General features: G+C 60.0%; 25 protein-coding genes and 1 pseudogene. 12 read left to right on the top strand and 14 right to left on the bottom strand.

All coding sequences use genetic code 11. The features are described from left to right. The first annotated feature begins 85 nt into the window (after positions 1-85). The gene (locus tag ACA043_RS28605) at positions 86-2,062 is read left to right on the top strand and encodes a methyl-accepting chemotaxis protein (RefSeq protein ID WP_401264613.1); all 1,977 of its coding nucleotides are present in this window, start codon (positions 86-88) and stop codon (positions 2,060-2,062) included. 219 nt (positions 2,063-2,281) lie between these two features. Further along, positions 2,282-3,496 carry an aldose 1-epimerase family protein gene (locus tag ACA043_RS28600; RefSeq protein WP_401264611.1) on the top strand — a complete coding sequence of 405 codons (1,215 nt, stop codon included), beginning with the start codon at positions 2,282-2,284 and terminating at the stop codon, positions 3,494-3,496. Here the strand turns inward: ACA043_RS28600 and ACA043_RS28595 are convergent. Both ACA043_RS28595 and ACA043_RS28590 read right to left on the bottom strand, forming a co-directional pair. Then, the gene (locus ACA043_RS28595; protein ID WP_497658314.1) at positions 3,493-4,986 is read right to left on the bottom strand and encodes a YifB family Mg chelatase-like AAA ATPase; all 1,494 of its coding nucleotides are present in this window, start codon (positions 4,984-4,986) and stop codon (positions 3,493-3,495) included. The genes ACA043_RS28600 and ACA043_RS28595 overlap by 4 nt on opposite strands. Before the next feature lie 381 nt (positions 4,987-5,367). Beyond that, positions 5,368-5,832 carry a hypothetical protein gene (locus ACA043_RS28590; RefSeq protein WP_401264571.1) on the bottom strand — a complete coding sequence of 155 codons (465 nt, stop codon included), beginning with the start codon at positions 5,830-5,832 and terminating at the stop codon, positions 5,368-5,370. Between the two features lie 252 nt (positions 5,833-6,084). On the opposite strand from ACA043_RS28590, the gene ACA043_RS28585 reads away from it, so the two are divergent. Beyond that, entirely contained in the window at positions 6,085-6,354 is a 270-nt protein-coding gene (locus ACA043_RS28585; protein WP_497658313.1) for a HigA family addiction module antitoxin, read from the top strand. Here ACA043_RS28585 and ACA043_RS28580 read toward each other — a convergent pair. Together ACA043_RS28580 and ACA043_RS28575 are read right to left on the bottom strand one after the other, a co-directional pair. Then, positions 6,349-6,869: pseudogene (locus ACA043_RS28580) on the bottom strand (BRO-N domain-containing protein). The gene ACA043_RS28585 and the pseudogene ACA043_RS28580 overlap by 6 nt on opposite strands. 365 nt (positions 6,870-7,234) lie before the next feature. Next, positions 7,235-7,495: an accessory factor UbiK family protein gene (locus ACA043_RS28575; RefSeq protein WP_497615594.1), complete on the bottom strand. Its 261-nt coding sequence runs from the start codon at positions 7,493-7,495 to the stop codon at positions 7,235-7,237. A gap of 413 nt (positions 7,496-7,908) precedes the next feature. Here ACA043_RS28575 and glnK point away from each other — a divergent pair, with 413 nt between their 5' ends. The 4 genes from glnK to sutA all read left to right on the top strand — a co-directional run bounded on the left by glnK (position 7,909) and on the right by sutA (position 10,691). Then, the gene (glnK, locus tag ACA043_RS28570) at positions 7,909-8,247 is read left to right on the top strand and encodes a P-II family nitrogen regulator (protein ID WP_002555808.1); all 339 of its coding nucleotides are present in this window, start codon (positions 7,909-7,911) and stop codon (positions 8,245-8,247) included. 37 nt (positions 8,248-8,284) lie between these two features. Continuing rightward, positions 8,285-9,622: an ammonium transporter gene (locus ACA043_RS28565; RefSeq protein ID WP_007920417.1), complete on the top strand. Its 1,338-nt coding sequence runs from the start codon at positions 8,285-8,287 to the stop codon at positions 9,620-9,622. 215 nt (positions 9,623-9,837) lie between these two features. Then, positions 9,838-10,263, top strand: a complete 426-nt coding sequence (locus ACA043_RS28560) for a secondary thiamine-phosphate synthase enzyme YjbQ (RefSeq protein WP_100846853.1) — start codon at positions 9,838-9,840, stop codon at positions 10,261-10,263. A gap of 101 nt (positions 10,264-10,364) precedes the next feature. Beyond that, positions 10,365-10,691 carry a dormancy-specific transcriptional regulator SutA gene (gene sutA, locus ACA043_RS28555; protein WP_187678258.1) on the top strand — a complete coding sequence of 109 codons (327 nt, stop codon included), beginning with the start codon at positions 10,365-10,367 and terminating at the stop codon, positions 10,689-10,691. A gap of 239 nt (positions 10,692-10,930) precedes the next feature. On the opposite strand, the gene ACA043_RS28550 is transcribed toward sutA, so the two are convergent. Genes ACA043_RS28550 through lptM form a run of 6 tightly spaced genes read right to left on the bottom strand, consistent with a single transcriptional unit; the run spans position 10,931 to position 15,540 of the window. Beyond that, positions 10,931-11,638, bottom strand: a complete 708-nt coding sequence (locus ACA043_RS28550; protein ID WP_401264562.1) for an HAD family hydrolase — start codon at positions 11,636-11,638, stop codon at positions 10,931-10,933. Then, the gene (gene xerC, locus ACA043_RS28545; protein WP_187678256.1) at positions 11,635-12,534 is read right to left on the bottom strand and encodes a tyrosine recombinase XerC; all 900 of its coding nucleotides are present in this window, start codon (positions 12,532-12,534) and stop codon (positions 11,635-11,637) included. Before xerC ends, ACA043_RS28550 begins: the two co-directional genes overlap by 4 nt. 2 nt (positions 12,535-12,536) lie before the next feature. After that, positions 12,537-13,262, bottom strand: a complete 726-nt coding sequence (locus ACA043_RS28540) for a DUF484 family protein (RefSeq protein WP_305440452.1) — start codon at positions 13,260-13,262, stop codon at positions 12,537-12,539. A 13-nt stretch (positions 13,263-13,275) separates the two neighbouring features. Then, positions 13,276-14,106 carry a diaminopimelate epimerase gene (dapF, locus tag ACA043_RS28535; protein ID WP_103302557.1) on the bottom strand — a complete coding sequence of 277 codons (831 nt, stop codon included), beginning with the start codon at positions 14,104-14,106 and terminating at the stop codon, positions 13,276-13,278. 3 nt (positions 14,107-14,109) lie between these two features. Continuing rightward, positions 14,110-15,357 (bottom strand): diaminopimelate decarboxylase, encoded by a 1,248-nt coding sequence (gene lysA / locus ACA043_RS28530; RefSeq protein ID WP_497658312.1) that lies wholly within the window; start codon positions 15,355-15,357, stop codon positions 14,110-14,112. A 9-nt stretch (positions 15,358-15,366) separates the two neighbouring features. Beyond that, a complete protein-coding gene (gene lptM / locus ACA043_RS28525; RefSeq protein ID WP_042561715.1) occupies positions 15,367-15,540 on the bottom strand; it encodes an LPS translocon maturation chaperone LptM in 174 nt (57 codons plus the stop codon). A 320-nt stretch (positions 15,541-15,860) separates the two neighbouring features. Here lptM and cyaY point away from each other — a divergent pair, with 320 nt between their 5' ends. The 3 genes from cyaY to rnk all read left to right on the top strand — a co-directional run bounded on the left by cyaY (position 15,861) and on the right by rnk (position 16,958). Next, on the top strand, positions 15,861-16,193 hold the full coding sequence (gene cyaY / locus ACA043_RS28520; RefSeq protein WP_187678252.1) for an iron donor protein CyaY: 333 nt from the start codon (positions 15,861-15,863) through the stop codon (positions 16,191-16,193). Positions 16,194-16,197: 4 nt separating this feature from the next. Further along, positions 16,198-16,419 (top strand): DUF1289 domain-containing protein, encoded by a 222-nt coding sequence (locus ACA043_RS28515; RefSeq protein WP_187678251.1) that lies wholly within the window; start codon positions 16,198-16,200, stop codon positions 16,417-16,419. A gap of 128 nt (positions 16,420-16,547) precedes the next feature. Continuing rightward, on the top strand, positions 16,548-16,958 hold the full coding sequence (gene rnk / locus ACA043_RS28510) for a nucleoside diphosphate kinase regulator (RefSeq protein ID WP_187678250.1): 411 nt from the start codon (positions 16,548-16,550) through the stop codon (positions 16,956-16,958). A 7-nt stretch (positions 16,959-16,965) separates the two neighbouring features. Here rnk and ACA043_RS28505 read toward each other — a convergent pair whose 3' ends face one another. From ACA043_RS28505 to ACA043_RS28495, 3 genes are all read right to left on the bottom strand, one after another. Continuing rightward, positions 16,966-19,809 carry a class I adenylate cyclase gene (locus ACA043_RS28505; protein ID WP_497658311.1) on the bottom strand — a complete coding sequence of 948 codons (2,844 nt, stop codon included), beginning with the start codon at positions 19,807-19,809 and terminating at the stop codon, positions 16,966-16,968. A 193-nt stretch (positions 19,810-20,002) separates the two neighbouring features. Beyond that, the gene (locus ACA043_RS28500; RefSeq protein WP_401264557.1) at positions 20,003-20,248 is read right to left on the bottom strand and encodes a TIGR02647 family protein; all 246 of its coding nucleotides are present in this window, start codon (positions 20,246-20,248) and stop codon (positions 20,003-20,005) included. Between the two features lie 192 nt (positions 20,249-20,440). Beyond that, positions 20,441-20,731, bottom strand: coding sequence for a hypothetical protein (locus tag ACA043_RS28495; RefSeq protein WP_489880577.1), 291 nt, complete (start codon positions 20,729-20,731; stop codon positions 20,441-20,443). Between the two features lie 123 nt (positions 20,732-20,854). Between ACA043_RS28495 and ACA043_RS28490 the strand changes: the two genes are divergently transcribed. After that, on the top strand, positions 20,855-21,514 hold the full coding sequence (locus ACA043_RS28490; RefSeq protein ID WP_497615588.1) for a glutathione S-transferase family protein: 660 nt from the start codon (positions 20,855-20,857) through the stop codon (positions 21,512-21,514). A gap of 118 nt (positions 21,515-21,632) precedes the next feature. Here the strand turns inward: ACA043_RS28490 and argH are convergent, their stop codons facing one another. Further along, positions 21,633-23,027: an argininosuccinate lyase gene (argH, locus tag ACA043_RS28485; RefSeq protein WP_497658310.1), complete on the bottom strand. Its 1,395-nt coding sequence runs from the start codon at positions 23,025-23,027 to the stop codon at positions 21,633-21,635. 470 nt (positions 23,028-23,497) lie between these two features. Here argH and ACA043_RS28480 point away from each other — a divergent pair, with 470 nt between their 5' ends. Next, positions 23,498-24,244, top strand: coding sequence for a LytR/AlgR family response regulator transcription factor (locus ACA043_RS28480; protein WP_187678245.1), 747 nt, complete (start codon positions 23,498-23,500; stop codon positions 24,242-24,244). The last annotated feature ends 95 nt before the right edge of the window (positions 24,245-24,339 follow it).

The following is a 24,339-nucleotide window of genomic DNA, read 5'->3' as shown; positions in this document are numbered from 1 at the left end:
GTGCCGGTATCCAGGATTCACCCCCATTAGAAAATTATCCGAGCTGCGATCAAGGAGGATCGACAAGTTCGGCCAGGAGCTGTCCATGTCTCAACCTCGCGCTCGGATCGCCTCACAGCTTGGTCTCGCGCTCGCCGTGATACTGGCGATTGTCATCAGCGGCAGTACGGTGTTCGCCCTGCGTTCGCTGGATACAGCCAACCTCGCCACCCGTGAAGAGCACTTGGCCAGTGAGGCGCGTCTGCTCGCCGACCAACTGAGCACCTTCCACGGTACGCTGCGTGAAAGCACCCAGCGCCTGAGCGGGCTGTTCGAGAAGCGCTTCAGCGCAGGTTTGAGCATTCACCCGAGTGAGCCCGTGAGCGTGGCAGGCACCCAGACACCGGGCCTGCACCTGGGCAGCGAAGTGCTGAACAACAACTTCAAGGAAGTCGACGAGTTCAAGCAGATGACTGCTGGTGTCGCCACGCTGTTCGTGCGCAGTGGCGAAGACTTTGTCCGTGTCAGCACCTCCCTGACCAAACAGGACGGTACTCGCGCCATCGGCACCTTGCTTGATCACGCTCACCCGGCCTATGCGAAATTGATGGCGGGCCAGGGTTATGTCGGTCGCGCCCTGTTGTTTGATCGTTCCTACATGACTCAATACACCCCGGTGCGTGATAGCAGCGGCAAGGTGATCGCGGTGCTGTTTGTCGGCTTCGACTACACCGACGCGCAGAACGCCCAGTTCGACAACCTCAAGCGCTTCCGTATCGGCCAGACCGGCTCGTTGGCGCTGCTGGATGAGCAAAACAAATGGCTGGTTGCCCCGGCGGGCGTACAAGCATTGGATCAGGCGGTTACGGTGATTGGCGGCCTGGCCAAAACCCCGGGCAAAGGCCAGTTCTGGAGCGACAAGGCTGAAGATTTCTACAGCGTTTCGGTGCCGTTCGACGGTGGGCCGTGGGCGGTCGTGGCGAGCATGCCGAAAGCCGAAATCCGTGCGGTGACCTGGAGCGTGGGTACGCAACTGGCCATCGGCAGTTTGCTGGCGATGCTGTTGGCGGTCGGTTCGGTGGTGTGGTTGCTGCGAAGCAAATTGGCACCGTTGAGTGATCTGGTGCGTCAGGCCGAAGCCTTGGGCGCCGGGGATCTGAGCGTGCGTCTGAACGTGTCGAGCAACGACGAAATCGGTCAACTGTCCCGCGCGTTCAACCAGATGAGCCAGGCGTTGTCGACCATGGTCGAGCACATCCGCCGCTCCTCGGAAGAGGTCAACCGCCGCGCGCAGGCGCTCTCCGGTTTGTCCGGCGGAGCTTACGAAGGTATGGAGCAGCAATCCGGCGAGATCACCAGCATGGCCGGCGCGGTAGAAGAATTCAGCGCCACCTCGCTGGACATCGCCGACAACATGGGCGCCACCCAGCGATTGGCTCAGGAAAACGCGCAGCAAACGCAGATTGGTCGCAGCTCGATGGAAGAGGCTTCGTCCTCTCTGGAGCAAATCGCCGGCGCGCTGAACACCACCGCCACCGTGATCAACACTCTTGGTCAGCGTTCCCAGGAAATCGGTGGCATCGTCAGCGTAATTACCTCGATTGCCGAGCAGACCAACCTGCTGGCGCTCAACGCAGCCATCGAAGCGGCGCGTGCGGGCGAGCAAGGTCGCGGCTTTGCGGTGGTGGCGGATGAGGTGCGTAACCTCGCGTCGCGCACTCGTCAGGCGACCGATGAAATCTCCGGCATGATCCAGAGCATTCAGCAGGAAACCGGCAACGCGATCAGCACCATGGAGCAGGGCAATGTGCTGATGCAGGAAGGTCTGTCGCGCAACGCCAACGTGGCATCTGCGCTGGCGCGGATTGACGAGCAGAGCCGTTCGGCGGGGCAGCAGTTTGCAGCGATCACCACGGCGACGCAGGAGCAGAGCAGCACCGCGACGTTGCTCAGCAGCAACCTGCAAAGTATTGCGTTGGCCAACAGCGAGCAGCGTGAAGTGGTTTCCAACCTGGCCGTGACCGCCAAGGAGCTTGAGAAACTGGCGGCGGACTTGCGTTCCGAGGTTGATCGCTTCCGTTGATGTGCGCCTGAAATAGCTATCGCGAGCAGGCTCGCTCCTACAGTGTCCGGTGCGAATCACAGATTTTGTGAAGACCCGGATCCCCTGTGGGAGCGAGCCTGCTCGCGATTGCATCACTGAAGATCTTCGGCAGAACATGCGATCTGTCGATCTAATACACTTGCTGAAACGTTTCCGCAGCGCTATAAAAATGGCACAACTCCAATAAAGGCTGCTGCCATGTCCCCGCTCAAACTCGTCGCCGCACTCGGCGCACTGTCCGCTGCCTCCCATGCCATGGCTTGGGATTACGTCCTTCTCGATGCCAATAAGCCCGCGCAAAACTGGACCATCACCAGTGAGCAACTCGGCGTGAAAACCGACAAACCCTTCTCGATAAGCCTGCGCACCTTGCATGGTGGGCGGCAGGAAGGTGTGAGCATCGTGGATATCGATAACGGCACGATGAAACTCTCTGTGGTGCCGACCCGTGGCATGAATGTCCTGCACGCCTCCGTTGGCAACGTGCGCATGGGCTGGGATTCGCCGGTCAAGGATGTGGTCAATCCGGCATTCATCGAACTCAACGGACGCGGTGGCCTGGGCTGGCTGGAAGGCTTCAACGAACTGGTGACCCGCTGCGGTTACGAATGGGTCGGCCATCCCGGCATGGACAATGGTGAGCTGCTGACCCTGCACGGGCGCGCCGCCAACATCCCGGCCAGCACTGTCACGCTGCACATCGATGAAGAACCACCCTACGCCATCAGTCTGCGCGGCGAACTGAAAGAGCAGGCGTTCAAGAAAGTCGACTTCACGGTCGTCACTGAACTGGTCACCGAGCCCGGCAGCGTGCGTTTCGCACTCAACGATAAGTTGACCAACAACGGCGATTATCCAAAGGAATATCAGGCGCTGTATCACAGCAACTTCAGTACGCCGTTCCTTGAGCAGGGCGCCCGTTTTGCTGCGCCGGTGAAACAGGTCTCGCCTTTCAACGACAAGGCCAAGGGTGATTTGCCCGACTGGCAGACCTACCGCGCCCCGACCAAGGACTACGACGAAACCGTCTACAACGTCGTGCCCTATGCTGACGCCAAAGGCGAAACCCTGACCGTTCTGCATAACAAGGCCGGCAGCCTCGGTGTTTCCGTCGGCTTCAACACCCAGCAGTTGCCGGTGTTTTCCCTGTGGAAAAACACTGACACCCAAGGGCAGGGCTATGTCACGGGACTGGAGCCGGGCACCAGTTTCTCCTACAACCGCCGCTATCAGCGTCCGCTGAATCTGGTGCCGACCATTGCGCCGAAGGAACACAAACAGTTCCAGATCAGCTACAGCCTGCTCGCCGACAAAAATGCTGTGGATAACGCCTTGAAGCGTGTAACCGAAATTCAGGCCGGGCGCGCAACCGAAGTGCGGCAGGCGCCACTGGTTGATCTGACCGAGCATTAAGGCGTCGCCGGCCGATACTGCAGCGCTTCGGCCAAGTGCTCACGCCTGATTGCATCGACTTGCTCAAGGTCTGCCAGGGTTCTGGCGACTTTGAGTAAACGATGGGCTGAGCGCAGCGACAACGTCAGTCGCTCACAGGCGGACTCCAGCCAGGTTTCGTCGGCTGTGGATAACTTGCAGTGCCTTTTCAGGCCCGGCAGATCAAGAAATGCATTGGCGCAGCCTTGACGCTTTTGCTGTCTTTCACGCGCCTCGGCCACCAACGCCGCTGCGCTGGCGCTGTCCTCTCCCGGTTTCACCTGTGGATTCAACGCAGTCGCTTCCCGCGCCACTGTCAGGTGCAAGTCGATCCGGTCCAGCAGCGGCCCCGACAGTTTGTTGCGATAGCGCTGCACCATGTCCGGCGTGCAGGAACACTTGCCGCTCGGCTCGCCAAGATATCCACAGGGGCACGGATTCATCGCTGCCACCAACTGAAACCGCGCCGGAAAACGCACGCGATCCTTGGCCCGGGCAATCACGATATGCCCGGACTCCATCGGTTCGCGCAGTACCTCCAGCACCTTGCGATCAAACTCCGGCAGCTCATCGAGAAACAGCACGCCGTGGTGGGCGAGGGTGATCTCGCCGGGTTGCGGTTTTGAACTGCCACCGACCAGCGCCGGCCCGGAGGCAGAATGATGAGGCTGCCGAAAGGGACGCTGCGGCCAATGGGTCAGCGGTACGCCACTGGCAACGGATTGAATGGCGGCCACCTCCAGCGCTTCGCATTCGGGCAGCGGCGGGAGCAGTCCCGGCAATCGACTGGCCAACAACGTCTTGCCCGTCCCCGGCGGCCCGCTGAACAAAAGGTTATGCGCGCCTGCTGCCGCAATCAGCAGTGCACGTTTGGCTGCCATTTGCCCCTGCACTTCGTTGAGGTCGGGGTAGGGTTTGGCGGCATGCATCAAACCGTCCGATACGTAAGGCTCCACTGGCGTATGCCCGTTGAAATGCGCCACCGCCTCCAGCAGATGATCCACCGCAAACACCTTCAATCCCGACGCCAGACACGCCTCCTCGGCATTCGCCCGCGGTACCAACAGCGCTCGCCCGGCCTTGCGCGCCGCCAATGCCGCGGGCAACACCCCGCGCACCGGCCGCACAGCACCGGATAATGCCAATTCACCCAGACACTCCACATCATCCAGCGTCAGACACGGCACCTGCACACTTGCCGACAGAATCCCCAAGGCAATCGCCAGATCAAACCGCCCGCCATCCTTGGGCAAATCCGCCGGCGCAAGATTCAGGGTGATCCGCCGCGCCGGAAACTGCAGCCCGGAATTGATGATCGCGCTGCGCACCCGATCCTTGCTCTCCTTCACCGCTGCTTCGGGCAGGCCGACCATGGTCAGCGACGGCAGGCCGTTGGCCAGATGGACTTCGACAGTGACAGCGGGAGCATCCACGCCAATCTGGGCGCGACTGTGGACGATGGAGAGGGACATGGTCGTTCCTTGAGCTGAATCGGGGGCCGCTTCCTGCGGGTTTTTTAAGGGTAGTTGAGCCGGGTTTCAGTGCTGGAATAGAGGTTTACAAGACGTATCAAAACCCAATGGCGTGGCACTGCCTCCCTGAATTGGAGCGTTGACTCTCGACCGGCATTGACGGATCATCCCGTCCGAGGACTGCAACTGCGCATTCGTCGGGACTGGGCACCAGCAAAAGCTCCCCCGCATTTTTGGCAGCAGAGAAAGCTGGTTTCTCTGAAGTAGTGACGACGGGCGAGCCTGTCGGATTCTGAACCCAAGGCTGTAAAGCCAGGAGCTAAAGAATCGCTGCGACTACTCCTCAAAAAATACTTAAAAGGCGTCCATTGGACGCCTTTTTTATTTCTGATTGGATGATGCCCGTGGTATCTGCCCCACCAACGTGCCATGCGCGCGCTTTTGCGGGTACCAAGTCACCACGAAGTAACCAAATCCTGTGGCGCGCTCGTGTCGCGGTTCAAGAATCAGTGTTCCCATAGATGTCCTCAGTACCGCGACCCTGTTTCCACATCGCTGTTCTTTGAACTCGCAATAGATTTGCGCTCCCGGGACGATCATTTTCGCAACAATCGCTGCTACCCCATCGACAGTCTGGCAACCATGTTTGAGCAAGTCGGCTCTATGGGCTTCCCATACGTGTACTACGCCAAAACCGCTATTCGCTCGGCGGTGAATACCTACTCGCAAATAAATTTTCCCGCCTGGCAAGCCGAACTTTGGCATATCGGGGATCGTGCCGAAGATGTAACCGCCATCTGGGTGCTGAACCAGCGTGTTTTCTTTGAGTTTGAGCAAGTCAGACAAGAGAGGTCCAGAACCAGAGTGTCTGGCGATCAATGTGATTCGTCTGCAATTCGACTTGTTGGATCGACCAGCGCAGGCGAAAGCCACCAGCGTAATCACAGGGAACAACTCACGGAATCAGGCGCAGACGCTGATTTTTGTAGGGCCGTGCCCTAATAGTTGTAGGACGCCGGCGAAAGGGTTTCGACGGTCTTGTATCGCGGAGTCGGATGCTCCAGTTTGGCCGCTCAATGCAGCCTCTGGAGACTAGAAATGAACCGCAATGGTATGCGCCCGATTCATCCGGGCGAGGTTCTGAATAAGGAGTTTATGAAGCCGATGGGCATGACCGTCATGGATTTGGCCATGCCCACGAAATGGCCCGAAAGTGAGATCGAAAAGCTTGTGAAATGCCAGCTCAGGATCTACGCCGACTTGGCAATCAGACTTGCCATTCATCTCAACACGACGCCTGAGTTCTGGATGAGTCTTCAGTCGACTTACGATTTGCGCAGGGCCCAGCTCAGGCATGCGGGCTTATAGCGATTGCAGCATCCGCGAAGCCCTTTTCCACCAAGGCCCCGTTATTGGGCGCTTCGGCTCTTCACGTTCCACCATCATCAACGGCACATCCTGCAACCGAATCCACGGCTGGTTATTCCAGTGCAGCAAACTCAATGTCATGTCCGGCCAGTTGAGTAGGCTCAGTTGTGGGCGTCGCTTGTGGTGGGGTGTTGGGTGTCGCGCAGGGTGGGGATGACTTGGTGGGTGAGCCATTCGCGCAAGGCTCGGTATTCGGGGCAGTAGTGGTAGACGAGGAGGGCGTAGACGCCGGATTCGCTGATCAGCAGGGTGTTTTCGATTTGGTTGTGGATCAGGGTTTTGCGGGTTTGGTGTTGGTCGGAGTCGAGTTTTCGCAGCATGCGTTCGTTTAGGTAGATGTGCAGCAGGCGGCTCAGGTCTCGGGCGCAGAACCAGGGTTGGTTCTGGATGAGGAGGGCGTGGAGGGGGAGTTTGTGGCGGGTGAAGAGGTAAGGCTTTAAATAGGTTTCTTCCATGGTGCAGTTCTCGAATTCGAATGAAGAAAACTGCCTCTGATCGTCGCCAAACGATAGGGGTGGCAGCTATGCGCAGGTTGGCGAACCGGTGAATCCGGAACCGGCAGACCCTAAGGTCTCCCACGCACAGCCGCCATAATTCGAGATGGGAAAAGTCCCAAGGTCGAACATAGTCGCAATGCGTCGAACTCTATCCAGGTCGCCAAACCCGGTGCTGAACATTCAGCATCGGGTGAGCTTAGGAACCGGGGCTTTTCGACGCAATCGGACGGCGGTCACTCAGGTTGTAGGACGTTGCCGAGATGATTGAAGGGCTGAAGATCAAAAGATCGCAGCCTTCGGCAGCTCCTACAGGGGGAGCAGGGTTACTCGGCTGGCGGAGTCAGCTTCGCTTCCATATCGGCCACTTTCGCTTCGAGGCTTTCGAGGCGGGCGCGAGTGCGGGCCAGCACGACCATCTGACTATCAAACTCTTCCCGGCTCACCAGATCGAGTTTGCTGAAGGCACTTTGCAGCAGCATCTTGAACTGGCTTTCGATTTCGGCTTTCGGCAGCGGGGTGTCGCCGCTGAACAGGCGGGAGGCGGTGCCGCTCAAGGCGTCGAGGAAGTCTTTGGGTGCGAGCATGGGGAATGTCCTGAAAACAATGGCAGGCAGTGTATCACGCAGTGTCTATAGTCAATCTCGCAGGCAGGGATGCACGCTTTTCGCGCAGGCGGACGGACGGCGACGCACCGTTGTTGTGCGTATCCGCGACGCCTTTTGCACGGGAGTGCCTGCGGCAGCGGCCAAGGGATTGAAATCAGTGGGTTTTGGCGAGATGGCAAGGTTTCTGCTTAGTCACCTGTGACCCATGCACTGATGCAGTCGCTGTGACGAATGCAGTGCGGCAGGCGGAACGGGGAGTTTCGTCTGATGCGGTTAGCTGGCGTCAGTCGGGCGGTCAAGGCCGACGATGCGTTACAAAGCCAGGCACTGCGCTTAGACTTGAGTCGGGTTTGTTTTCCTGGGGCAAGTCCACCAATTCGGGAGAGAGTTTCATGAAGCTAGTCACTGCCATCATCAAGCCGTTCAAGTTGGACGACGTGCGCGAGTCGCTGTCCGAAATCGGCGTGCAGGGCATTACCGTTACTGAAGTCAAAGGCTTCGGCCGGCAGAAGGGTCACACCGAGCTGTATCGCGGCGCGGAATATGTGGTCGATTTTCTGCCCAAGGTGAAAATCGACGTGGCCATCGACGACAAGGATCTGGATCGTGTTATCGAGGCGATAACCAAGGCTGCCAACACCGGCAAGATCGGTGACGGCAAGATCTTCGTGGTCAATCTGGAACAGGCGATTCGTATCCGTACCGGCGAAACCGATACCGACGCGATTTAAAAGCCGCCACAAACCCAACGCCCCAGGAGAAAACAATATGACTCTGCGTAAATTCGCAGGGCTAGGAGCCCTGTTGTCCATCGTAATGCCAAGCCTTGCAATGGCGGCAGACGAAGTGGCGGCCCCAGTCCTCAATTCCGGCGACACCGCCTGGATGCTCACCTCCACAGCCCTCGTGCTGTTCATGACCATCCCGGGCCTGGCGCTGTTCTACGGCGGCATGGTTCGCTCGAAAAACATTCTTTCCGTGATGATGCAGTGCTTCGCCATTACCGGTCTGATCAGCATCCTGTGGGTCATTTATGGCTACAGCATTGCGTTCGACACCACCGGCATGGAGCAGGGCGTCGTCAACTTCAACTCGTTCTTCGGCGGCATGGGCAAGGCGTTCCTCGCCGGTGTCACGCCTTCGAGCCTGACCGGCCCAGCGGCGCTGTTCCCTGAGGCGGTGTTCATCACCTTCCAGATGACCTTCGCGATCATCACCCCGGCGCTGATCGTCGGCGCGTTCGCCGAGCGGATGAAGTTCTCCGCGATGCTGATCTTCATGGGCATCTGGTTCACCCTGGTTTACGCACCGATCGCGCACATGGTCTGGTCCGGCAACGGCGGCCTGATGTGGGACTGGGGCGTGCTCGACTTCGCGGGCGGCACCGTGGTGCACATCAACGCGGGTGTGGCCGGTCTGATTGCCTGCCTGGTATTGGGCAAGCGCAAAGGCTTCCCGACCACCCCGATGGCACCGCACAACCTCGGTTACACCCTGATGGGCGCGGCGATGCTGTGGGTCGGCTGGTTCGGCTTCAACGCCGGTTCCGCTGCGGCGGCCAATGGCACCGCCGGCATGGCGATGCTGGTCACCCAGATCGCGACCGCTGCGGCTGCGCTGGGCTGGATGTTCGCTGAGTGGGTCACCCACGGCAAACCAAGTGCTCTGGGCATCGCCTCGGGTGTGGTTGCCGGTCTGGTGGCGATTACTCCGGCTGCCGGTACCGTGGGCCCGATGGGCGCACTGGTGATCGGTCTGGCGGCGGGCGTGGTGTGCTTCTTTTGCGCCACCACCCTGAAACGCAAACTCGGTTATGACGATTCCCTCGACGCATTCGGCGTACACGGCATCGGCGGTATCCTCGGCGCGATTCTGACCGGTGTGTTCGCGGCGCCGGCTCTGGGTGGTTTCGGTACCGTTACCGATATCGGCGCGCAAGTCTGGATTCAGGTTAAAGGCGTTGGCTTCACGGTGATCTACACCGCGATCGTCACCTTCATCATCCTCAAGGTTCTGGACGCCGTGATGGGTCTGCGTGTAACCGAGGAAGAAGAGTCGGTTGGCCTCGATCTGGCACAACACAACGAACGTGGCTACAACCTGTAATTACGCGCACTAAAAAACTTGCCCGGTTCGCCGGGCATTTTTTTGTCTGGAATTTGTCATTGAAGGACAAGCTGAAAGGATTTTTCGTACGGCTTTGGTCGAGTTTACGAAGGGTGTTTTTCTGCGGGCAATGGCTTACACCGTTGCAGGAATATTAGGGCCTTTGTTTTTTCCCAGAGCGCGCTAGAATGCGCCCCGAATGTGCGGAGAACTGTATGTGGCAACAGACTCTGATAACCCTGCGGGCAAGACCCCGGGGCTTTCATCTGGTAACGGACGAGTTACTCGCCGGCCTGCCTGAACTCAAGGCATGTCGGGTCGGTCTGTTGCATTTGTGGCTGCAGCATACCTCGGCGTCGTTGACCATCAACGAGAACGCCGATCCGGCGGTTCGTCGCGACTTCGAACGATTTTTCAATCGTCTGATCCCACAAGGAGCAGACGGCTATGAGCATAACGACGAAGGCCTGGACGACCTCCCGGCGCACTTCAAGGCCAGCGTGCTTGGCTGCCAGATCAGTCTGCCGGTTTCGGCAGGTCGGTTGGCACTGGGAACCTGGCAAGGCGTTTATCTGGGCGAGCACCGTGATCATGGCGGTGCCCGTAAAGTCCTCGCCACCTTGCACGGTGAAGGGGCATAGCCGCTGGTCAGCAGCGGTGAATGATTTTTTAACGGCGACTTTCGACAGTTGCCAAAGCTGGTCTATAACTAATCTGCTTTTCGCAAGTCATGAGGTAGAACATGAGCGACGATGATCTGGAAACCGACGACCTCGAAGTAGGCGACGAAGACGAGGCCGAGGAAGGCCTGGAAGCAGCAGCGGAAGACGTTGCTGACGACGATGGCGGTGACGATGCGCCGGTCCCGGCTGCCAAAGGCAAAGCCAAGGCTGCGGTGTCGGTAGATGAGTTGCCGAGCATTGAAGCCAAGAACAAGGAGCGCGACGCCCTGGCCAAGGCCATGGAAGAGTTCCTGTCGCGAGGCGGAAAAGTGCAGGAAGTGGAGGCCAATGTGGTCGCCGATCCGCCCAAGAAGCCGGACAACAAGTACGGTAGCCGCCCTATCTGAGGCGTGCCGCTTGCTTGCTGAAAAAGCCCGCCGTCGCTGCGGGCTTTTTCATGCCTGGAATATCACATGAAGGTGATTGGGTGAGACCCCTGTGGCGAGGGGATTTATCCCCGATGGGCTGCGCAGCGGCCCCAAAACGCAGAATACAGCGTTGCCCTGACACACCGCGCAAGCTGATTTCACGACTGCTTTGCAGCCGATCGGGGATAAATCCCCTCGCCACAAAAAGCGGTTTGGTGTCAGACGGAGGCAGCGTTCCAACGCGCCAGCACCGCTGGCAAGTCGGTCAGGCTGCGGATCTCGGCATCCGGCAAGCGCTCCGCTTCCCAGACCTTGCCCGCCGGGTTAAACCAGATCGCACGCATTCCGGCTTGTTGCGCCCCGGCAATGTCATCTCCCGGATGATCACCGATATGCACCGCGGTTTCGGCCTTGGCGCCACCGCGCTGCAACGCCTCGTGAAACAGTCGCGCATCCGGTTTGGCGATGCCGATGTCTTCGGCGCACAGGGCAAACTTGAAGTAATCCGCCAGCCCCAACCGGCGCACATCGGCGTTGCCGTTGGTGACCACGCCGAGGGCGTAATGGTTGGCGAGAATCTCCAGCACCGGCTCGACTTCGGGGAACACTTCGATCTGATGCCGCGCATGCAGGAACACTTCAAAGCCCTTGTCTGCCAGCTCCGACGCCTCGCCATGGCCGTAGCCAGACTCTTCCAGCGCATGGAACAGCACCCGCCGACGTAGCGCACTGATGCGATGTTTGAGTCCCGGCTCGTTGGCCAGCACCCGCTCGCGGATCGACCACAAATGCTCCACCGGCACCGCGCCCAGATTCGGCGCATGTTCGCTCAGCCATTCACGCAAAATCGCTTCGGCGCTGACGATCACCGGGGCGGTGTCCCACAGGGTGTCGTCGAGGTCGAAGGTGATCAACTGGATGCTCATGAATCGTCGCCTTTCATGCGTTTGGCCCGTGGGTGGGCGCTGTCGTAGACCGCCGCCAGATGCTGGAAGTCCAGGTGGGTGTAGATCTGCGTGGTCTTGATGTCCGAGTGCCCGAGCAGCTCCTGCACCGCGCGCAGATCTTGCGAGGACTCCAGCAAGTGGCTGGCGAAGGAATGCCGCAGCATATGCGGGTGCAGGTTCTGCCCCAGTTCACGCTCGCCGGCCAGTTTGACCCGCACCTGAATCGCCCGTGGCCCGAGGCGCCGGCCTTGCTGGCTGACGAATACGGCGTCGTCCGCCGGATTGGTCATGGCGCGCAACGGCAGCCACTGTTCAAGGGCTTCGCGGGCCTTTCTGCCGACCGGCAGCAGACGGGTCTTGCTGCCTTTGCCGAGCACTTGAACCATGCCGTCGGCCAGATCGAGCTGATCGAGATTGAGCCCGGTCAGCTCCGACAGACGCAGGCCGGAGGAGTAGAACAATTCCAGAATCGCCTGATCACGCCGCGCGAGAAAATCGTCCTCGACCGCGCCTTCAAGCAATTGCAGCGCGCGGTCGGTGTCGAGGGTTTTCGGCAGGCGGCGTTCGCCTTTCGGCGGTGCCAGTCCGGTAGCCGGATCGTGGTCGCACAGACCTTCGCGATTGAGATAGTGATAGAGCCCGCGCACCGCCGAGAGCAACCGGGCGAGGCTGCGTGAGGATTGGCCTTGCGCATGCAGGCGAGCGATCAGGCTGCGCAGGCGCTGGATGTCCAGCGCGGCCCAACTGCTGATGTTCTGTTTGACGCACCAGCCGAGGACTTTATCGAGGTCGCGGCGGTAGGCCGACAGCGTGTGCGGCGACACCTGCCGCTCACTGCGCAAATGTTCGCAGTAAGCGTCCAGTTGTCGTTCCATGTTCAGCGTACCGAGCGCAGGGAGCTGTTGACCCGTGGTAGCACGCGGCCCATGACTTCGGCGATGTAGCTGAGGAACAGCGTACCCACCGAACTCTTGTAGTGCTGCGGGTCACGGCTGGCGATGGCCAGAATCCCGTGGATGCCTTGGTGGCTGACAGCGACCACGGCGGTGGAACCGATCTGCTTGCGTTGTTCTTCGCCGAACAGAAAGTCCAGCTCATGCTCGCGCAGGGTGCCGCTGACGCTTTTGCCTTCGGTGAGCAGGCCGCCGATAGCGACTTGTGCATCGGCGTGACTGACCCAGCGGCCAACGGGTGCCGGGTTGTCGCCGAGCAGGATCAGGCTGACAAAAGGCACCTGAAAGTCCTGGCGCAGGCTGTCTTCGACACTGATGACCACGTCTTCCAGGCTGGAGGCGTCCATCAGGGCGAGGATCAGGCGACGGGTCTTGTCGAACAGGCGATCGTTGTCGCGAGCCACGTCCATCAGTTGCGAGAGGCGATGACGCATCTCGATGTTGCGCTCGCGCAGAATGGTCATCTGGCGCTCGACCAGCGATACGGTGTCGCCGCGCTGGTGAGGAATGCGCATGGCCGGCAGCAGTTCTTCGTGCTCGACGAAGAAATCCGGATGAGCCTCCAGGTACGCGGCAACCGCTGCCGCCTCTAGGCTCTCGGACGCTGATTCGTCGGACTGTCGGGCGGGTACCTGGGGCTTATCGGTCATGGTTTCTGCTCACTCAAAGACGCACTTGTCCTTCGTATACACGCACTGCCGGGCCGGTCATCAACACCGGTTGGCCAGGGCCTGCCCATTCAATGGACAGACGCCCGCCGGGCAGGTCGATCAACAGCGGCGAATCCATCCACCCCTGACTGATGGCCGCAACAGCCGCAGCGCAAGCGCCGGTGCCACAGGCCTGGGTTTCCCCGGCGCCGCGTTCCCAGACGCGCAGTTGCGCGCGGTTGCGGTCGATAACCTGGAGGAAACCGACATTGACCCGCGCCGGGAAGCGCGGATGGTGTTCGATTTTCGGCCCCAGTTCATGCACCGGCGCGCTGTTGATGTCCTGCACGCGCAGCACGGCGTGTGGGTTGCCCATCGACACGGCGGCCAGTTCGACCGTGGTGCCGTCGACTTCCAGTTGATAGCTTGCGGCCTGCGCCGGTGCTTCGAACGGAATGTCCGCCGGCACCAGGCGCGGGGCGCCCATGTTCACGCCGATCTGGCCGTCGTTACGCACGTCCAGTTCGATGATGCCGCCCTTGGTCTCGACGCGGATCTGCCGTTTGGCGGTCAGTCGCTTGTCGAGCACGAAGCGGGCGAAGCAGCGCGCACCATTGCCGCACTGCTCCACTTCGGAGCCGTCGGAATTGAAGATCCGATAACGGAAATCCACGTCCGGATTGCTCGGCGCCTCGACGATCAGCAATTGGTCGAAACCTATGCCGGTGTGCCGGTCGCCCCATTGTTTGGCGTGCTTGGGCTGAATATGCGCGTGCTGGCTGACCAGGTCGAGAACCATGAAGTCGTTGCCCAGGCCGTGCATTTTGGTAAAACGCAGCAGCATGGGTTACTCCGGCAGCAGGCTTTCGCCGGCAAACAGCTCAGCCACGGTTTCGCGGCGACGCACTTCAAAGACCTTGTCACCGTCCACCAGCACCTCGGCGGCACGGCCGCGGGTGTTGTAGTTGGAGCTCATCACAAAACCGTAGGCACCGGCCGAATGCACCGCCAGCAAGTCGCCTTCTTCAAGCGCAAGCTCACGGTCCTTGGCGAGGAAGTCACCGGTTTCGCAGATCGGGCCGACGATGTCGTATTTACGCGCAGCGGTGTCGCGGGGTTTGACCGCGGTGACGTCCATCCACGCCTGGTACAGCGCCGGGCGGATCAGGTCGTTCATCGCCGCGTCGACGATGGCGAAGTCTTTGTGTTCGGTGTGCTTGAGGTACTCGACTTGCGTCAGCAGCACACCAGCATTGGCGACGATGAAACGGCCCGGCTCGAGCACCAGTGCCAGATCACGACCGTCCAGACGCTCGCGCACGGCTTTGATGTAGTCACCGGCCAATGGCGGCTCCTCATCGCGATAACGCACACCCAAACCACCACCGAGATCGATGTGGCGCAGGTGGATGCCGCAATCGCCGAGGCGATCGACCAGATCCAGCAGACGGTCGAGGGCGTCGATGAACGGCGGCAATGTAGTCAACTGCGAACCGATGTGGCAGTCGACACCAATCACTTCCAGGTTCGGCAGATGCGCGGCGCGCACGTACACGTCTTCGGCGTCGGCGATGGCGATGCCGAACTTGTTCTCTTTGAGACCGGTGGAAATGTACGGGTGGGTGCCGGCATCGACATCCGGGTTGACGCGCAGCGAGACCGGCGCGCGAACGCCCAGCTCGGCGGCCACGACTTGCAGGCGCTCCAGCTCGTCGGTGGATTCGACGTTGAAGCAATGCACGCCGACTTCCAGTGCGCGACGCATGTCGTCACGGGTCTTGCCGACCCCGGAGAACACGATCTTGTCGGCGCTGCCGCCAGCGGCCAGTACGCGTTCCAATTCACCCCGGGAGACGATGTCGAAACCGGCGCCGAGACGGGCCAGGACATTCAGCACGCCAAGGTTGGAGTTGGCTTTGACCGCAAAGCAAACCAGATGCGGCATGCCGGCCAGCGCATCGGCGAAAGCCAGGTACTGGGCTTCGATGTGCGCGCGCGAGTAAACATAGGTGGGAGTGCCGAAGCGGTCGGCGATGGCGGACAGCGCCACACCTTCCGCGAACAGCTCCCCGCCACGGTAGTTAAAAGCGTCCATGGCGATCCCTTAGTAAACGTCGTGCTTGTGTGCTTTGGAAGCAGGCTGCTTTTGCGAAGACTGGGCTTGCTCGGCCGGGTCCTGATCGTCATCGGGCAGGTACAGCGGGCCTTTTTGACCGCAGGCCGAGACAAGGCAGGCAACCGCGACGAGCGCAGCAAGGGAAGAGATCAGGCGCTTCATGGCGAAATCCTTGAAAATGCGTTAATTGCGCCGGAGTATACCGGCCACCCGGCAGCTTGCCTATGCGACGGGGTTCCCGTCCGGCGGGGCTCCTGAGAAGTGCATCATTATTCCCCGTGGGAGCGAGCCTGCTCGCGAAGGGGCCGGCAAGTTCAACAGGCTCGCTGCCTGGCACACCGCTTTCGCGAGCAGGCTCGCTCCCACAGGGGCGTTGTTGGAAGGGCCAACAGGTACTTGGTCGTTATCCTTTGCAATCGGCAAGCAGCGTCCGTATCTTTCGGCGCTTGAGCCTGAGCAGACATTTTTTTGAGGTTGCCACAATGAGTTTGACCGAAGCCCGTTTTCACGATCTGGTCGATGCCACCCAGCAAACGCTGGAAGACATCTTTGACGAAAGCGATCTGGATATCGATCTGGAGAGCTCGGCCGGTGTCCTGACGGTCAAGTTCGAGAACGGCTCGCAGCTGATCTTCAGCCGTCAGGAGCCGCTGCGCCAGCTCTGGCTGGCGGCCGTGTCAGGTGGTTTCCACTTCGACTACGACGAAGAAAGCGAACGCTGGATGTGCGACAAGAGCGAAGAGCAACTGGGCGAGATGCTTGAGCGTATCGTCAAGCAACAGGCCGGCGCCGAATTCGACTTCGAAGGTTTGTGATTCTGTGACTGACACCGCTCCCGTTCGTCCGCCCAAGCCGCTTTACAGCAACATCAGCCCGGCGGTGCCTTCGCCGTGCAGCGGCGTGTGCCGGCTGGATGAGCAAAAGGTCTGCCTCGGCTGTTTCCGGCATGTCGAAGACATTCGCGAGTGGCGCTCGGCGGATGATGAGCGCCGGCGGGTGATCGTCACCCAGGCACAGCAACGCCGCACCACCGGGGCGTGACTTGTATATTTTTTGAGCTGTGATAGTGTCCGAACACGCCTCAACCCATCGAGGCCTGGTGAAAACCCCGTCTTTTTTGGCGGGGTTTTGCTTTTTTAGTGTGCAGAAGAAAGGAGTCTGCCCGGATCATGACCGCACCTTCCATCACCCTTACCCGTCTGGACGTGCAACGTCTGGAGCGCCTGATCGACAGCCTGGATGACTCGCTGCCGGGCGTGATTGCGTTGCAAACCGAACTGGACCGCGCCGATACCCTGGTCAGCCACGATGAAGTGCCCGCCGATGTCGTGACGATGAATTCCCGTGTTCACTGCCGCGAAGAAGGCAGCGGCAAGGACTATCACCTGACGCTGGTCTATCCCAAGGATGCCAACGCCGATGAGGGCAAAATCTCGATTCTGGCACCGGTCGGCAGCGCCCTGCTGGGCCTGAAAGTCGGTCAACACATCGACTGGCCCGCACCGGGTGGCAAGACCCTGAAATTGACCTTGCTCGAAGTCGAATCGCAGCCGGCCAACGGTGGCGCGTTTCCGGAATAACCCCGCCTCAGGCCTGTTCGAGTGCCTCGTTCAGGGCGCGCTCCAGGTCCGCCTTGTAGCGCAGATACAGATTGCTTGAACTCTGACCATCACCGAGCAGGCCCGAGAGGTCCAGGTCGGTGATGTAGCAGCGATAGCGTTCGGTCTCGCGGCGCTGCTCGACGATCTCCCGGGCGACCACGCTGAACAGTTGGTCGCCATGTTCCAGCTCGCTGAATTCCCGTTGATTGCAATACAAGGTGACCTGCACTTCCCCCGGTGCGGCTTTGCCGACAATCGCCTGCACGTCGTAGAACGGCTTGTTGACCGGTGTCTGCGGCGCTGGCCGTGCTTCGACCCGTCGCGCCCGTCCCGGGCCTGAAGGCAATAACAGGTAATACAACGTTTCGAGGCGGGCCGAGGGGGCGGCGTCCATCGGCAGTGAAGCTTCGCGCCGATACTGGATCGACTGCAGGAAACGCTGCAGCGGCACCAGCAGGCTTTGTTCGTCGTGATACGGCAAATGCTGTTGCCACAAAACGTTGAACTCATCCAGCACATACAACTCGGCTTGCTGCTCGGTAATCCGGTAGAACACCTGAATGGATTCCGGCTGGCCCATCGGCAGGATCAACGCGAGGTCGTGATCTTCCAGCGCCATCGGATCCAGATGCAGCGGGCTGTAGCGCGCCTGTTCTTCACCGAGGTAATCGAGCAGTGCCGGCAATGTCGCGAGGGCGACGTGGTTGACCTGGCCTGGCACCAATTCCAGCACGTGATAGTGCTGCTGCACCTGAATCAGGTAACGATGGTTCAATTCGCTGAGCAACAGGTTTTGCGCGGTATCGACGATTTCTTCCACGCGGCGGGCGATGAATTGCGCACGGTTGTGGCAGAAGCAGCGCACCTTCAACGACGGCTGTAACGGCCCGCGCGGCAAGTTGTTGAGGTAATCGCGCAGGCAATCGAGCAGGGCGTGGGGGCCGTCGAAACGGTTGACCAGCACTTCATTCCAGCTGTTGAGCGTGACCTGGTCCAGCGTCAGCACGAGGTTTTCGCGCACCCCGGCGTAACTCAGCGAATCGGTGCGCTCGGTGGTCATCAGGATGTTCAGGTCGCGGTGATGCTTGAGCGGATCAACCCCGACGTTGACCAGAATCAGCACCTCGCTTGGCACCGCGGCGCGCAGCAAAGGTTCTTCGGCAACGGTGGGCAAGGGCAGGGCAATGCTTTGTTGCAGGCTGCCGAGCAGGTTGAACAGTTCGAACTCGCTCAGGTCGCTGTTGCCGGGGTGCAGGGCCAGCCGGGTACTGCTGTCGATCACGCCGTTGCGGTGACACCATGTCAGCAGTTCGAGCAATTCGCGGCTGCGCTTGATCGGCGCGAAATGTTCCCACTCCAGCGCCGTGAGGCTGCCGTTGTACAGGCCCCACTGGGTTTGCCCCGGCTCCTTCTTGTTGCGCGATTGCACCAAGGTCAGGGTGTCTTCGGCCAGATCCGGAGCGATGCCTGGGTTGATGAACTCGACCTTGTCAGCCTTGCGCTCGAACGCTGCATACAGCCTGCGACCGAGGACGTTGAGGTCACGTTTGTTGATCAGGCTGACGGTCTGTTCGGTGCGGGCGAACTGGGTCAGGAAGCGGTAGCTGTAATTGAGTTCGTTGACCAGCGCGCGGCGCTCGGCGCTGACCTGCCGGACTTTCCACTGGCTGCGGCTGTCGAGCAGCGCCAGTTGTCGTTGATCCCAATGCCACTCATTGGCCAGGCGCTCCAGCAGCGAACGCTGCCAGCCTTGGCTGCGACTGCTGCCGGTGAGCTTGCGGTTGACCTTCAGATACAGCGCGCGGCGCACCAGTTCCAGTCGCTCCGGCTCGTTGCGCGCAGTGAGGTATTCCTCGATGCGCCGATACACGACCATGTACGGGTCAAGTTCATCCAGATCGAGCTGGTTGGCGAACACCGCTTGCTTGTAGCGCAGGCTCAGGCACTGCACTTTCGGGTGCTCGCTGGCGTAGACCTCGGTCAGCAGCAGTTTGAGCACCGACTTGTAGGGCGACTCGATGCCCTTGAACAACTGCCACAAGCCGGCGCCGATGAACTCACCCGGCGGAATCGTCGCCAGATGCCCGAGGTCGAGGGTTTCGTCGGCGCGGATGAAACGCTTGGACAGCAGCGTGTGGGTGTACAGGTCGTAGGCGCTTTCTTCGTAAACCGGCACCAGCCACCAGATTGGTGTGCGCCCGGCCAGCCAGATCGCGGTGCGGTAGAACTCGTCCAGCAGCAGATAGTGCTGGGTGGTGCCGCAGTTTTCCGAACTGAGTTGACTGTCGCGTTCACCTTTGACGAAGCGCACCGGATCAATCAGAAAGAAGTGCGCCTCGGCACCCTGGCTCGCCGCCCAGGTTTCGAGCAACTGGCATTTCTTGCGCAGTTCCGCGAGTTCGCTTTCGCTCAGGTCCGGCGCGTGGCAGACCCACACGTCCATATCGCTTTGATCTGCCTGGGCCAGTGTGCCGAGGCTGCCCATCAGGAACAGTCCGTGAATCGGTCGCGGCGGGTTGCTGCCGTGGCGCGGCTTGTAGGAGAACGAGCGGGTCAGGCGTTGGGCTTCGGCAAGGGTATTGGCATCCGGCTCATAATTCGACAGGCCGGCGGGCGTACTGCCCGAAACATAACCCGGCAGTAGCGGATGGTTGACGTGGAAGAACAGCGGCAGCAGCGTCAGTACGCCTTGCTGACGCGTCGGCAAGCCTTCCAGCGCGCGGCCAAGACGAACTTCATTGAGTTTGAGAAAACGTGCGCGTAGCTGGCTGAGAACCTTGCGGTCGATTCCCTCATCCAGATCGGGGCGGATTTCGTGGGTGCGCGTCATGTCAGCTCAAACCGGCTCGCAGGCTCGGACGTAGAGGGTCTCGGAATGGGGGCAGTTTAGCCTTTGCGCAGCGGGAGTTTTAAGCTGAATTTGTTTTTTGACGTCAGATTTCTACCGCGAGGCGATAGTCGACGTCCGGACGGGCCCGCGGAAATCCCGTGACTGGGGTTCCCGTGGGCGAAGTCAGGAAGGATCAGGCTGTTTCTGGCTCTCTCAGAATCGTCAGCACGGTTTGCACATTTTGCGCAGCATCGCGACCCAGGCTGGTCAGATATCCACCATCGGGCTGATCGGTCAGTTCTTTAGCATAAAGGCGTTGGGCAGCAGCGATGTGCTTCGGGGCAGCGGTCTGATGAATTTTCAAACCTTCCTGGGAACTGTCCAGGGGAAAGAGTGCAAGGACTTCCAGTTCGGCAACCAGCTCAGGGGTAAGCGACATAAGGACTCCAGACTTTCTAGGAATTGGAACGCAGCGCCCCTAAGGTGAACCTGCCGGCGCGGACTGTCCAGTGTGCGCGTCAGGGTTTTCGTCTGGGGGCGGTTTCCAGTGTAGTCAGGGTCTGGGAGAAGGCTGGATGGATGGGTGACAAATTGTGTGGGAGCAAACCTGCTCCCACAGGTAGCGGCCCGGTTACGGCTTTTCCGGTGGCAACTCAGGCAATGCGCGCAGCGCCGCTTCATACCATTCGGTGTTGAACGGACGGTCTTCATCGAGCATCGCGTCAATCTCGTACGCCAGCACATGGGCCATCAGGTTGAGGATTTCTTCGCGCTCGACGCCCACCAAAGTGAGTTTGTTAAGCGTGGCTTTGGCCGCTGGCGGGTTGTCGCTTTCGATCTGGTTCTCGATGGCTTCGATCAACGTAGCCTCGGCGAACTCTTCTTCGTCAATGTCGTTGTCGATGTCTGTCGGCTCGCTCATGGCAGGCTCCTCAAGGAAAGGCGCCAGTTTACCCGCATTCAGCGGCGTGATGCTGCTGGCGGGATCAGCCACGGCGATCTATAAACAGACACCGCCCACCCCGCACGGCCCGGAGGCTATGTGATGCTCAAGCTCTACGGATTCTCAGTCAGCAACTACTACAACATGGTCAAACTGGCGCTGCTGGAAAAAGGCCTGCCGTTCGAAGAAGTCACGTTCTATCCGGGGCAGACCCCGGATTCACTGGTGATCAGTCCGCGCGGCAAAGTGCCGGTGCTGGGCGTTGACGCCGGTTACATCAATGAAACCGCGATCATTCTCGAATACCTCGAACAGACCCAGAAAGGCACGCCGCTGCTGCCGAGCGACCCGTTCGAGCGTGCGCAGGTGTTGGCAATTGCCAAGGAAATCGAGCTGTACATCGAACTGCCGGGCCGCGCCTGTTACGGCGAAGCGTTTTTCGGCATGACTTTGCCGGACGCGATCAAGGAAAAGACCAAGTCCGAGTTGCTGCTGGGTTTTGCTTCGCTGGGCCGCCACGGCAAATTCGCTCCGTATGTGGCAGGCGACAGTCTGAGCATTGCCGATTTGTACTTCCTGTACAGCGTGCCGTTGGCGTGCGCGGTGGGACAGAAGTTGTTCGGGATTGATTTGCTGGCGGAGATGCCGAAGGCCAAGGCGCTGCTGGAGCGACTTGAGCAGAATCCGCATGTGCAGAGGATTGCGGCGGACAAGGAGGCTGCGATGCCGGCGTTTTTGGCGATGATCGCGGCGAAGAAGTAGGTTTTTAGCGTTCTGAAGTCAGTCATCGCGGGCAAGCCCGCTCCCACAGGGTTTTGCGTTGAAACACAATTGTGTGCTCGACGCAGAACTTGTGGGAGCGGGCTTGCCCGCGATGCTTTTAGCGGCTGGCGATCAGGGCCTGACCGCGCACAACCGCAGCCTTGACCTGCGCCGGCGCAGTCCCGCCGATATGGTCACGGGCATTCACCGAGCCTTCGAGGGTCAGCACGGCAAACACATCCTGCTCGATCTGGTCGCTGAACTGACGCAGTTCTTCCAGGCTCATTTCTGCCAGATCCTTGCCAGTGTCGACGCCGTACTTCACCGCGTGACCAACGATTTCGTGGCAATCACGGAACGGCAGGCCACGGCGCACCAGGTAGTCCGCCAGGTCGGTCGCGGTGGAGAAGCCACGCAGCGCCGCTTCACGCATGATCGCGTGTTTCGGTTTGATCGCCGGGATCATGTCGGCAAAGGCACGCAGCGAATCGCGCAGCGTGTCGGCGGCATCGAACAGCGGCTCTTTGTCTTCCTGGTTGTCCTTGTTGTAGGCCAGCGGTTGGCCTTTCATCAGGGTCAACAGGCCCATCAGGGCGCCGAACACACGGCCGGTCTTGCCGCGTACCAGCTCAGGAACGTCGGGGTTTTTCTTTTGCGGCATGATCGAGCTACCGGTGCAGAAACGGTCCGGCAGATCGATGAACTGGAATTGCGCGCTGGTCCACAGCACCAGTTCTTCGGAGAAGCGCGACAGGTGCATCATCGCGATGCTTGCGGCCGAGCAGAATTCGATGGCGAAGTCGCGATCGGAAACGTTGTCCAGCGAGTTGCCGCCGACGGCATCGAAGCCCAGTAGTTGTGCGGTGTACTCGCGGTCGATCGGGTAGGTGGTGCCCGCCAGCGCAGCACTGCCCAGCGGCATGCGGTTGGTGCGCTTGCGGCAGTCGACCAGACGCTCGTAGTCGCGGCTGAGCATTTCGAACCAGGCCAGCATGTGATGCCCGAAGGTCACTGGCTGAGCAGTTTGCAGGTGAGTGAAGCCCGGCATGATGCTGGCAGCTTCGCGCTCGGCTTGCTCCAGCAGGCCTTTTTGCAGGCGGGTGATTTCGGCCAGGATCAGGTCGATTTCGTCACGCAGCCACAGGCGGATATCGGTGGCAACCTGATCGTTGCGGCTGCGGCCGGTGTGCAGTTTTTTGCCGGTGACGCCAATGCGGTCGGTCAGGCGCGCTTCGATGTTCATGTGCACGTCTTCGAGGTCGATGCGCCAGTCGAACTGGCCGGCCTCGATTTCGCCCTGAATGGTCTTCAGGCCCTCGATGATGCTGTCGCGCTCGGAATCGGTCAGCACGCCGACCTTGGCCAGCATGGTGGCGTGGGCGATCGAGCCCATGATGTCGTGGCGATACAGGCGCTGGTCGAAAGTGACGGAGGCGGTGAAGCGGGCGACGAAGGCGTCGACGGGTTCACTGAAGCGGCCGCCCCAGGACTGATTGGTCTTGTCAGTGCTCATGAATTCGCTCGTATCGGCTTGAAGAAAAAAGGCGTGAAACGCTGGCGCGGATAATAACAGGGTTGCCAATCCTGTCGCTGACACCGGTCGATACGTTTTTTTCTCATCGTGTCATCCATAGTCGGCGCGTTCTCCCGGGAATTTGCGCAACGATATTTTTCGATTGAGCAATAACGTTCCGACGAGCGTCTACAGTTGGACATAAGGGTCGGTGCAAGTCAGATCGCGCAAAGGTCTGGCTGCCGACTATAAGAAGAGGGGGTGGGTGGATTGTCCTTGGACAAACACCGCGCAAAGCGCAGGAAACAGCGGGCTTCGAGCAGTACGACCCGGACACTGGCAAATATTGCTGGCCGACGTACGGCACTTTTTGGCGCTCGGGCTAGTCTTAGCGTGGATCGCGGTGACGGACGTCACTTCACCTGTCTACGCTATCCTTGTGCGAGACTCACGCAGGAATCCAGCGCAATATGAATGTCCTGATCGTTGATGACGAACCACTGGCTCGCGAGCGCCTCAGCCGAATGGTGAGCGAGCTCGAGGGTTACACAGTCCTGGAGCCCAGCGCCACGAATGGCGAAGAGGCGTTGGTGCTGATCGACAGCCACAAACCGGATATCGTGCTTATCGATATCCGCATGCCGGGCCTGGATGGCCTGCAGGTTGCTGCCCGTCTGTGCGAGCGCGAAACACCACCGGCCGTGGTGTTTTGCACCAGTCCCGATGAATTTGCCGTGGAAGCCCTGCAGGCCAGCGCCGTGGGCTATGTGGTGAAACCCGTGCGAACCGAACACCTGCATGACGCCCTGAAACGGGCTGAGCGTCCCAACCGGACGCAACTCTCGGCCCTGACCCGCCCCGCCGCCGAAAGCGGCAATGGCCCGCGCAGTCACATCAGCGCCCGTACCCGCAAAGGCATTGAACTGATCCCGCTGGATCAGGTGGTCTACTTCATTGCCGACCACAAATACGTGACCTTGCGCCATGAAACCGGCGAAGTGCTGCTGGACGAACCGCTCAAGGCTCTGGAAGACGAATTCGGTGAACGCTTCGTGCGCATCCACCGCAACGCGCTGGTCGCCCGCGACCGCATCGAACGTCTGCAACGCACGCCGCTGGGACATTTCCAGCTGTTCCTCAAAGGCCTTAATGGTGACGCGTTGATTGTCAGCCGTCGGCATGTGGCGGGTGTGCGCAAAATGATGCAGGGCCTTTAACCCGGTCATTCCGGGTTGCTTTCATCTCGTTACCAGGCATTGCAGGCCAGGGAGGCCACGCCGTTTCTGATTCAAGTCAAAGTGGATTTGGCTGA

The sequence above is a fragment of the Pseudomonas sp. LBUM1648 genome (genome assembly GCF_059716145.1).
This window is presented reverse-complemented; position numbering and strand designations above follow the sequence as displayed.

Bases quoted from the DNA above. Each gene is read 5' to 3' on its own strand.
- sutA (WP_187678258.1), top strand. From the start codon at position 10,365: ATGAGCGACGATGATCTGGAAACCGACGACCTCGAAGTAGGCGACGAA.
- ACA043_RS28500 (WP_401264557.1), bottom strand. From the start codon at position 20,248: ATGTCGCTTACCCCTGAGCTGGTTGCCGAACTGGAAGTCCTTGCACTC.
- ACA043_RS28575 (WP_497615594.1), bottom strand. From the start codon at position 7,495: ATGCTCGCACCCAAAGACTTCCTCGACGCCTTGAGCGGCACCGCCTCC.
- cyaY (WP_187678252.1), top strand. From the start codon at position 15,861: ATGAGTTTGACCGAAGCCCGTTTTCACGATCTGGTCGATGCCACCCAG.
- ACA043_RS28565 (WP_007920417.1), top strand. From the start codon at position 8,285: ATGACTCTGCGTAAATTCGCAGGGCTAGGAGCCCTGTTGTCCATCGTA.
- dapF (WP_103302557.1), bottom strand. From the start codon at position 14,106: ATGCTGCTGCGTTTTACCAAAATGCACGGCCTGGGCAACGACTTCATG.
- ACA043_RS28595 (WP_497658314.1), bottom strand. From the start codon at position 4,986: ATGTCCCTCTCCATCGTCCACAGTCGCGCCCAGATTGGCGTGGATGCT.
- ACA043_RS28605 (WP_401264613.1), top strand. From the start codon at position 86: ATGTCTCAACCTCGCGCTCGGATCGCCTCACAGCTTGGTCTCGCGCTC.
- rnk (WP_187678250.1), top strand. From the start codon at position 16,548: ATGACCGCACCTTCCATCACCCTTACCCGTCTGGACGTGCAACGTCTG.
- lptM (WP_042561715.1), bottom strand. From the start codon at position 15,540: ATGAAGCGCCTGATCTCTTCCCTTGCTGCGCTCGTCGCGGTTGCCTGC.
- argH (WP_497658310.1), bottom strand. From the start codon at position 23,027: ATGAGCACTGACAAGACCAATCAGTCCTGGGGCGGCCGCTTCAGTGAA.
- ACA043_RS28495 (WP_489880577.1), bottom strand. From the start codon at position 20,731: ATGAGCGAGCCGACAGACATCGACAACGACATTGACGAAGAAGAGTTC.
- ACA043_RS28480 (WP_187678245.1), top strand. From the start codon at position 23,498: ATGAATGTCCTGATCGTTGATGACGAACCACTGGCTCGCGAGCGCCTC.
- ACA043_RS28550 (WP_401264562.1), bottom strand. From the start codon at position 11,638: ATGAGCATCCAGTTGATCACCTTCGACCTCGACGACACCCTGTGGGAC.
- xerC (WP_187678256.1), bottom strand. From the start codon at position 12,534: ATGGAACGACAACTGGACGCTTACTGCGAACATTTGCGCAGTGAGCGG.
- lysA (WP_497658312.1), bottom strand. From the start codon at position 15,357: ATGGACGCTTTTAACTACCGTGGCGGGGAGCTGTTCGCGGAAGGTGTG.
- ACA043_RS28490 (WP_497615588.1), top strand. From the start codon at position 20,855: ATGCTCAAGCTCTACGGATTCTCAGTCAGCAACTACTACAACATGGTC.
- ACA043_RS28560 (WP_100846853.1), top strand. From the start codon at position 9,838: ATGTGGCAACAGACTCTGATAACCCTGCGGGCAAGACCCCGGGGCTTT.
- ACA043_RS28540 (WP_305440452.1), bottom strand. From the start codon at position 13,262: ATGACCGATAAGCCCCAGGTACCCGCCCGACAGTCCGACGAATCAGCG.
- ACA043_RS28600 (WP_401264611.1), top strand. From the start codon at position 2,282: ATGTCCCCGCTCAAACTCGTCGCCGCACTCGGCGCACTGTCCGCTGCC.
- ACA043_RS28585 (WP_497658313.1), top strand. From the start codon at position 6,085: ATGAACCGCAATGGTATGCGCCCGATTCATCCGGGCGAGGTTCTGAAT.
- glnK (WP_002555808.1), top strand. From the start codon at position 7,909: ATGAAGCTAGTCACTGCCATCATCAAGCCGTTCAAGTTGGACGACGTG.
- ACA043_RS28505 (WP_497658311.1), bottom strand. From the start codon at position 19,809: ATGACGCGCACCCACGAAATCCGCCCCGATCTGGATGAGGGAATCGAC.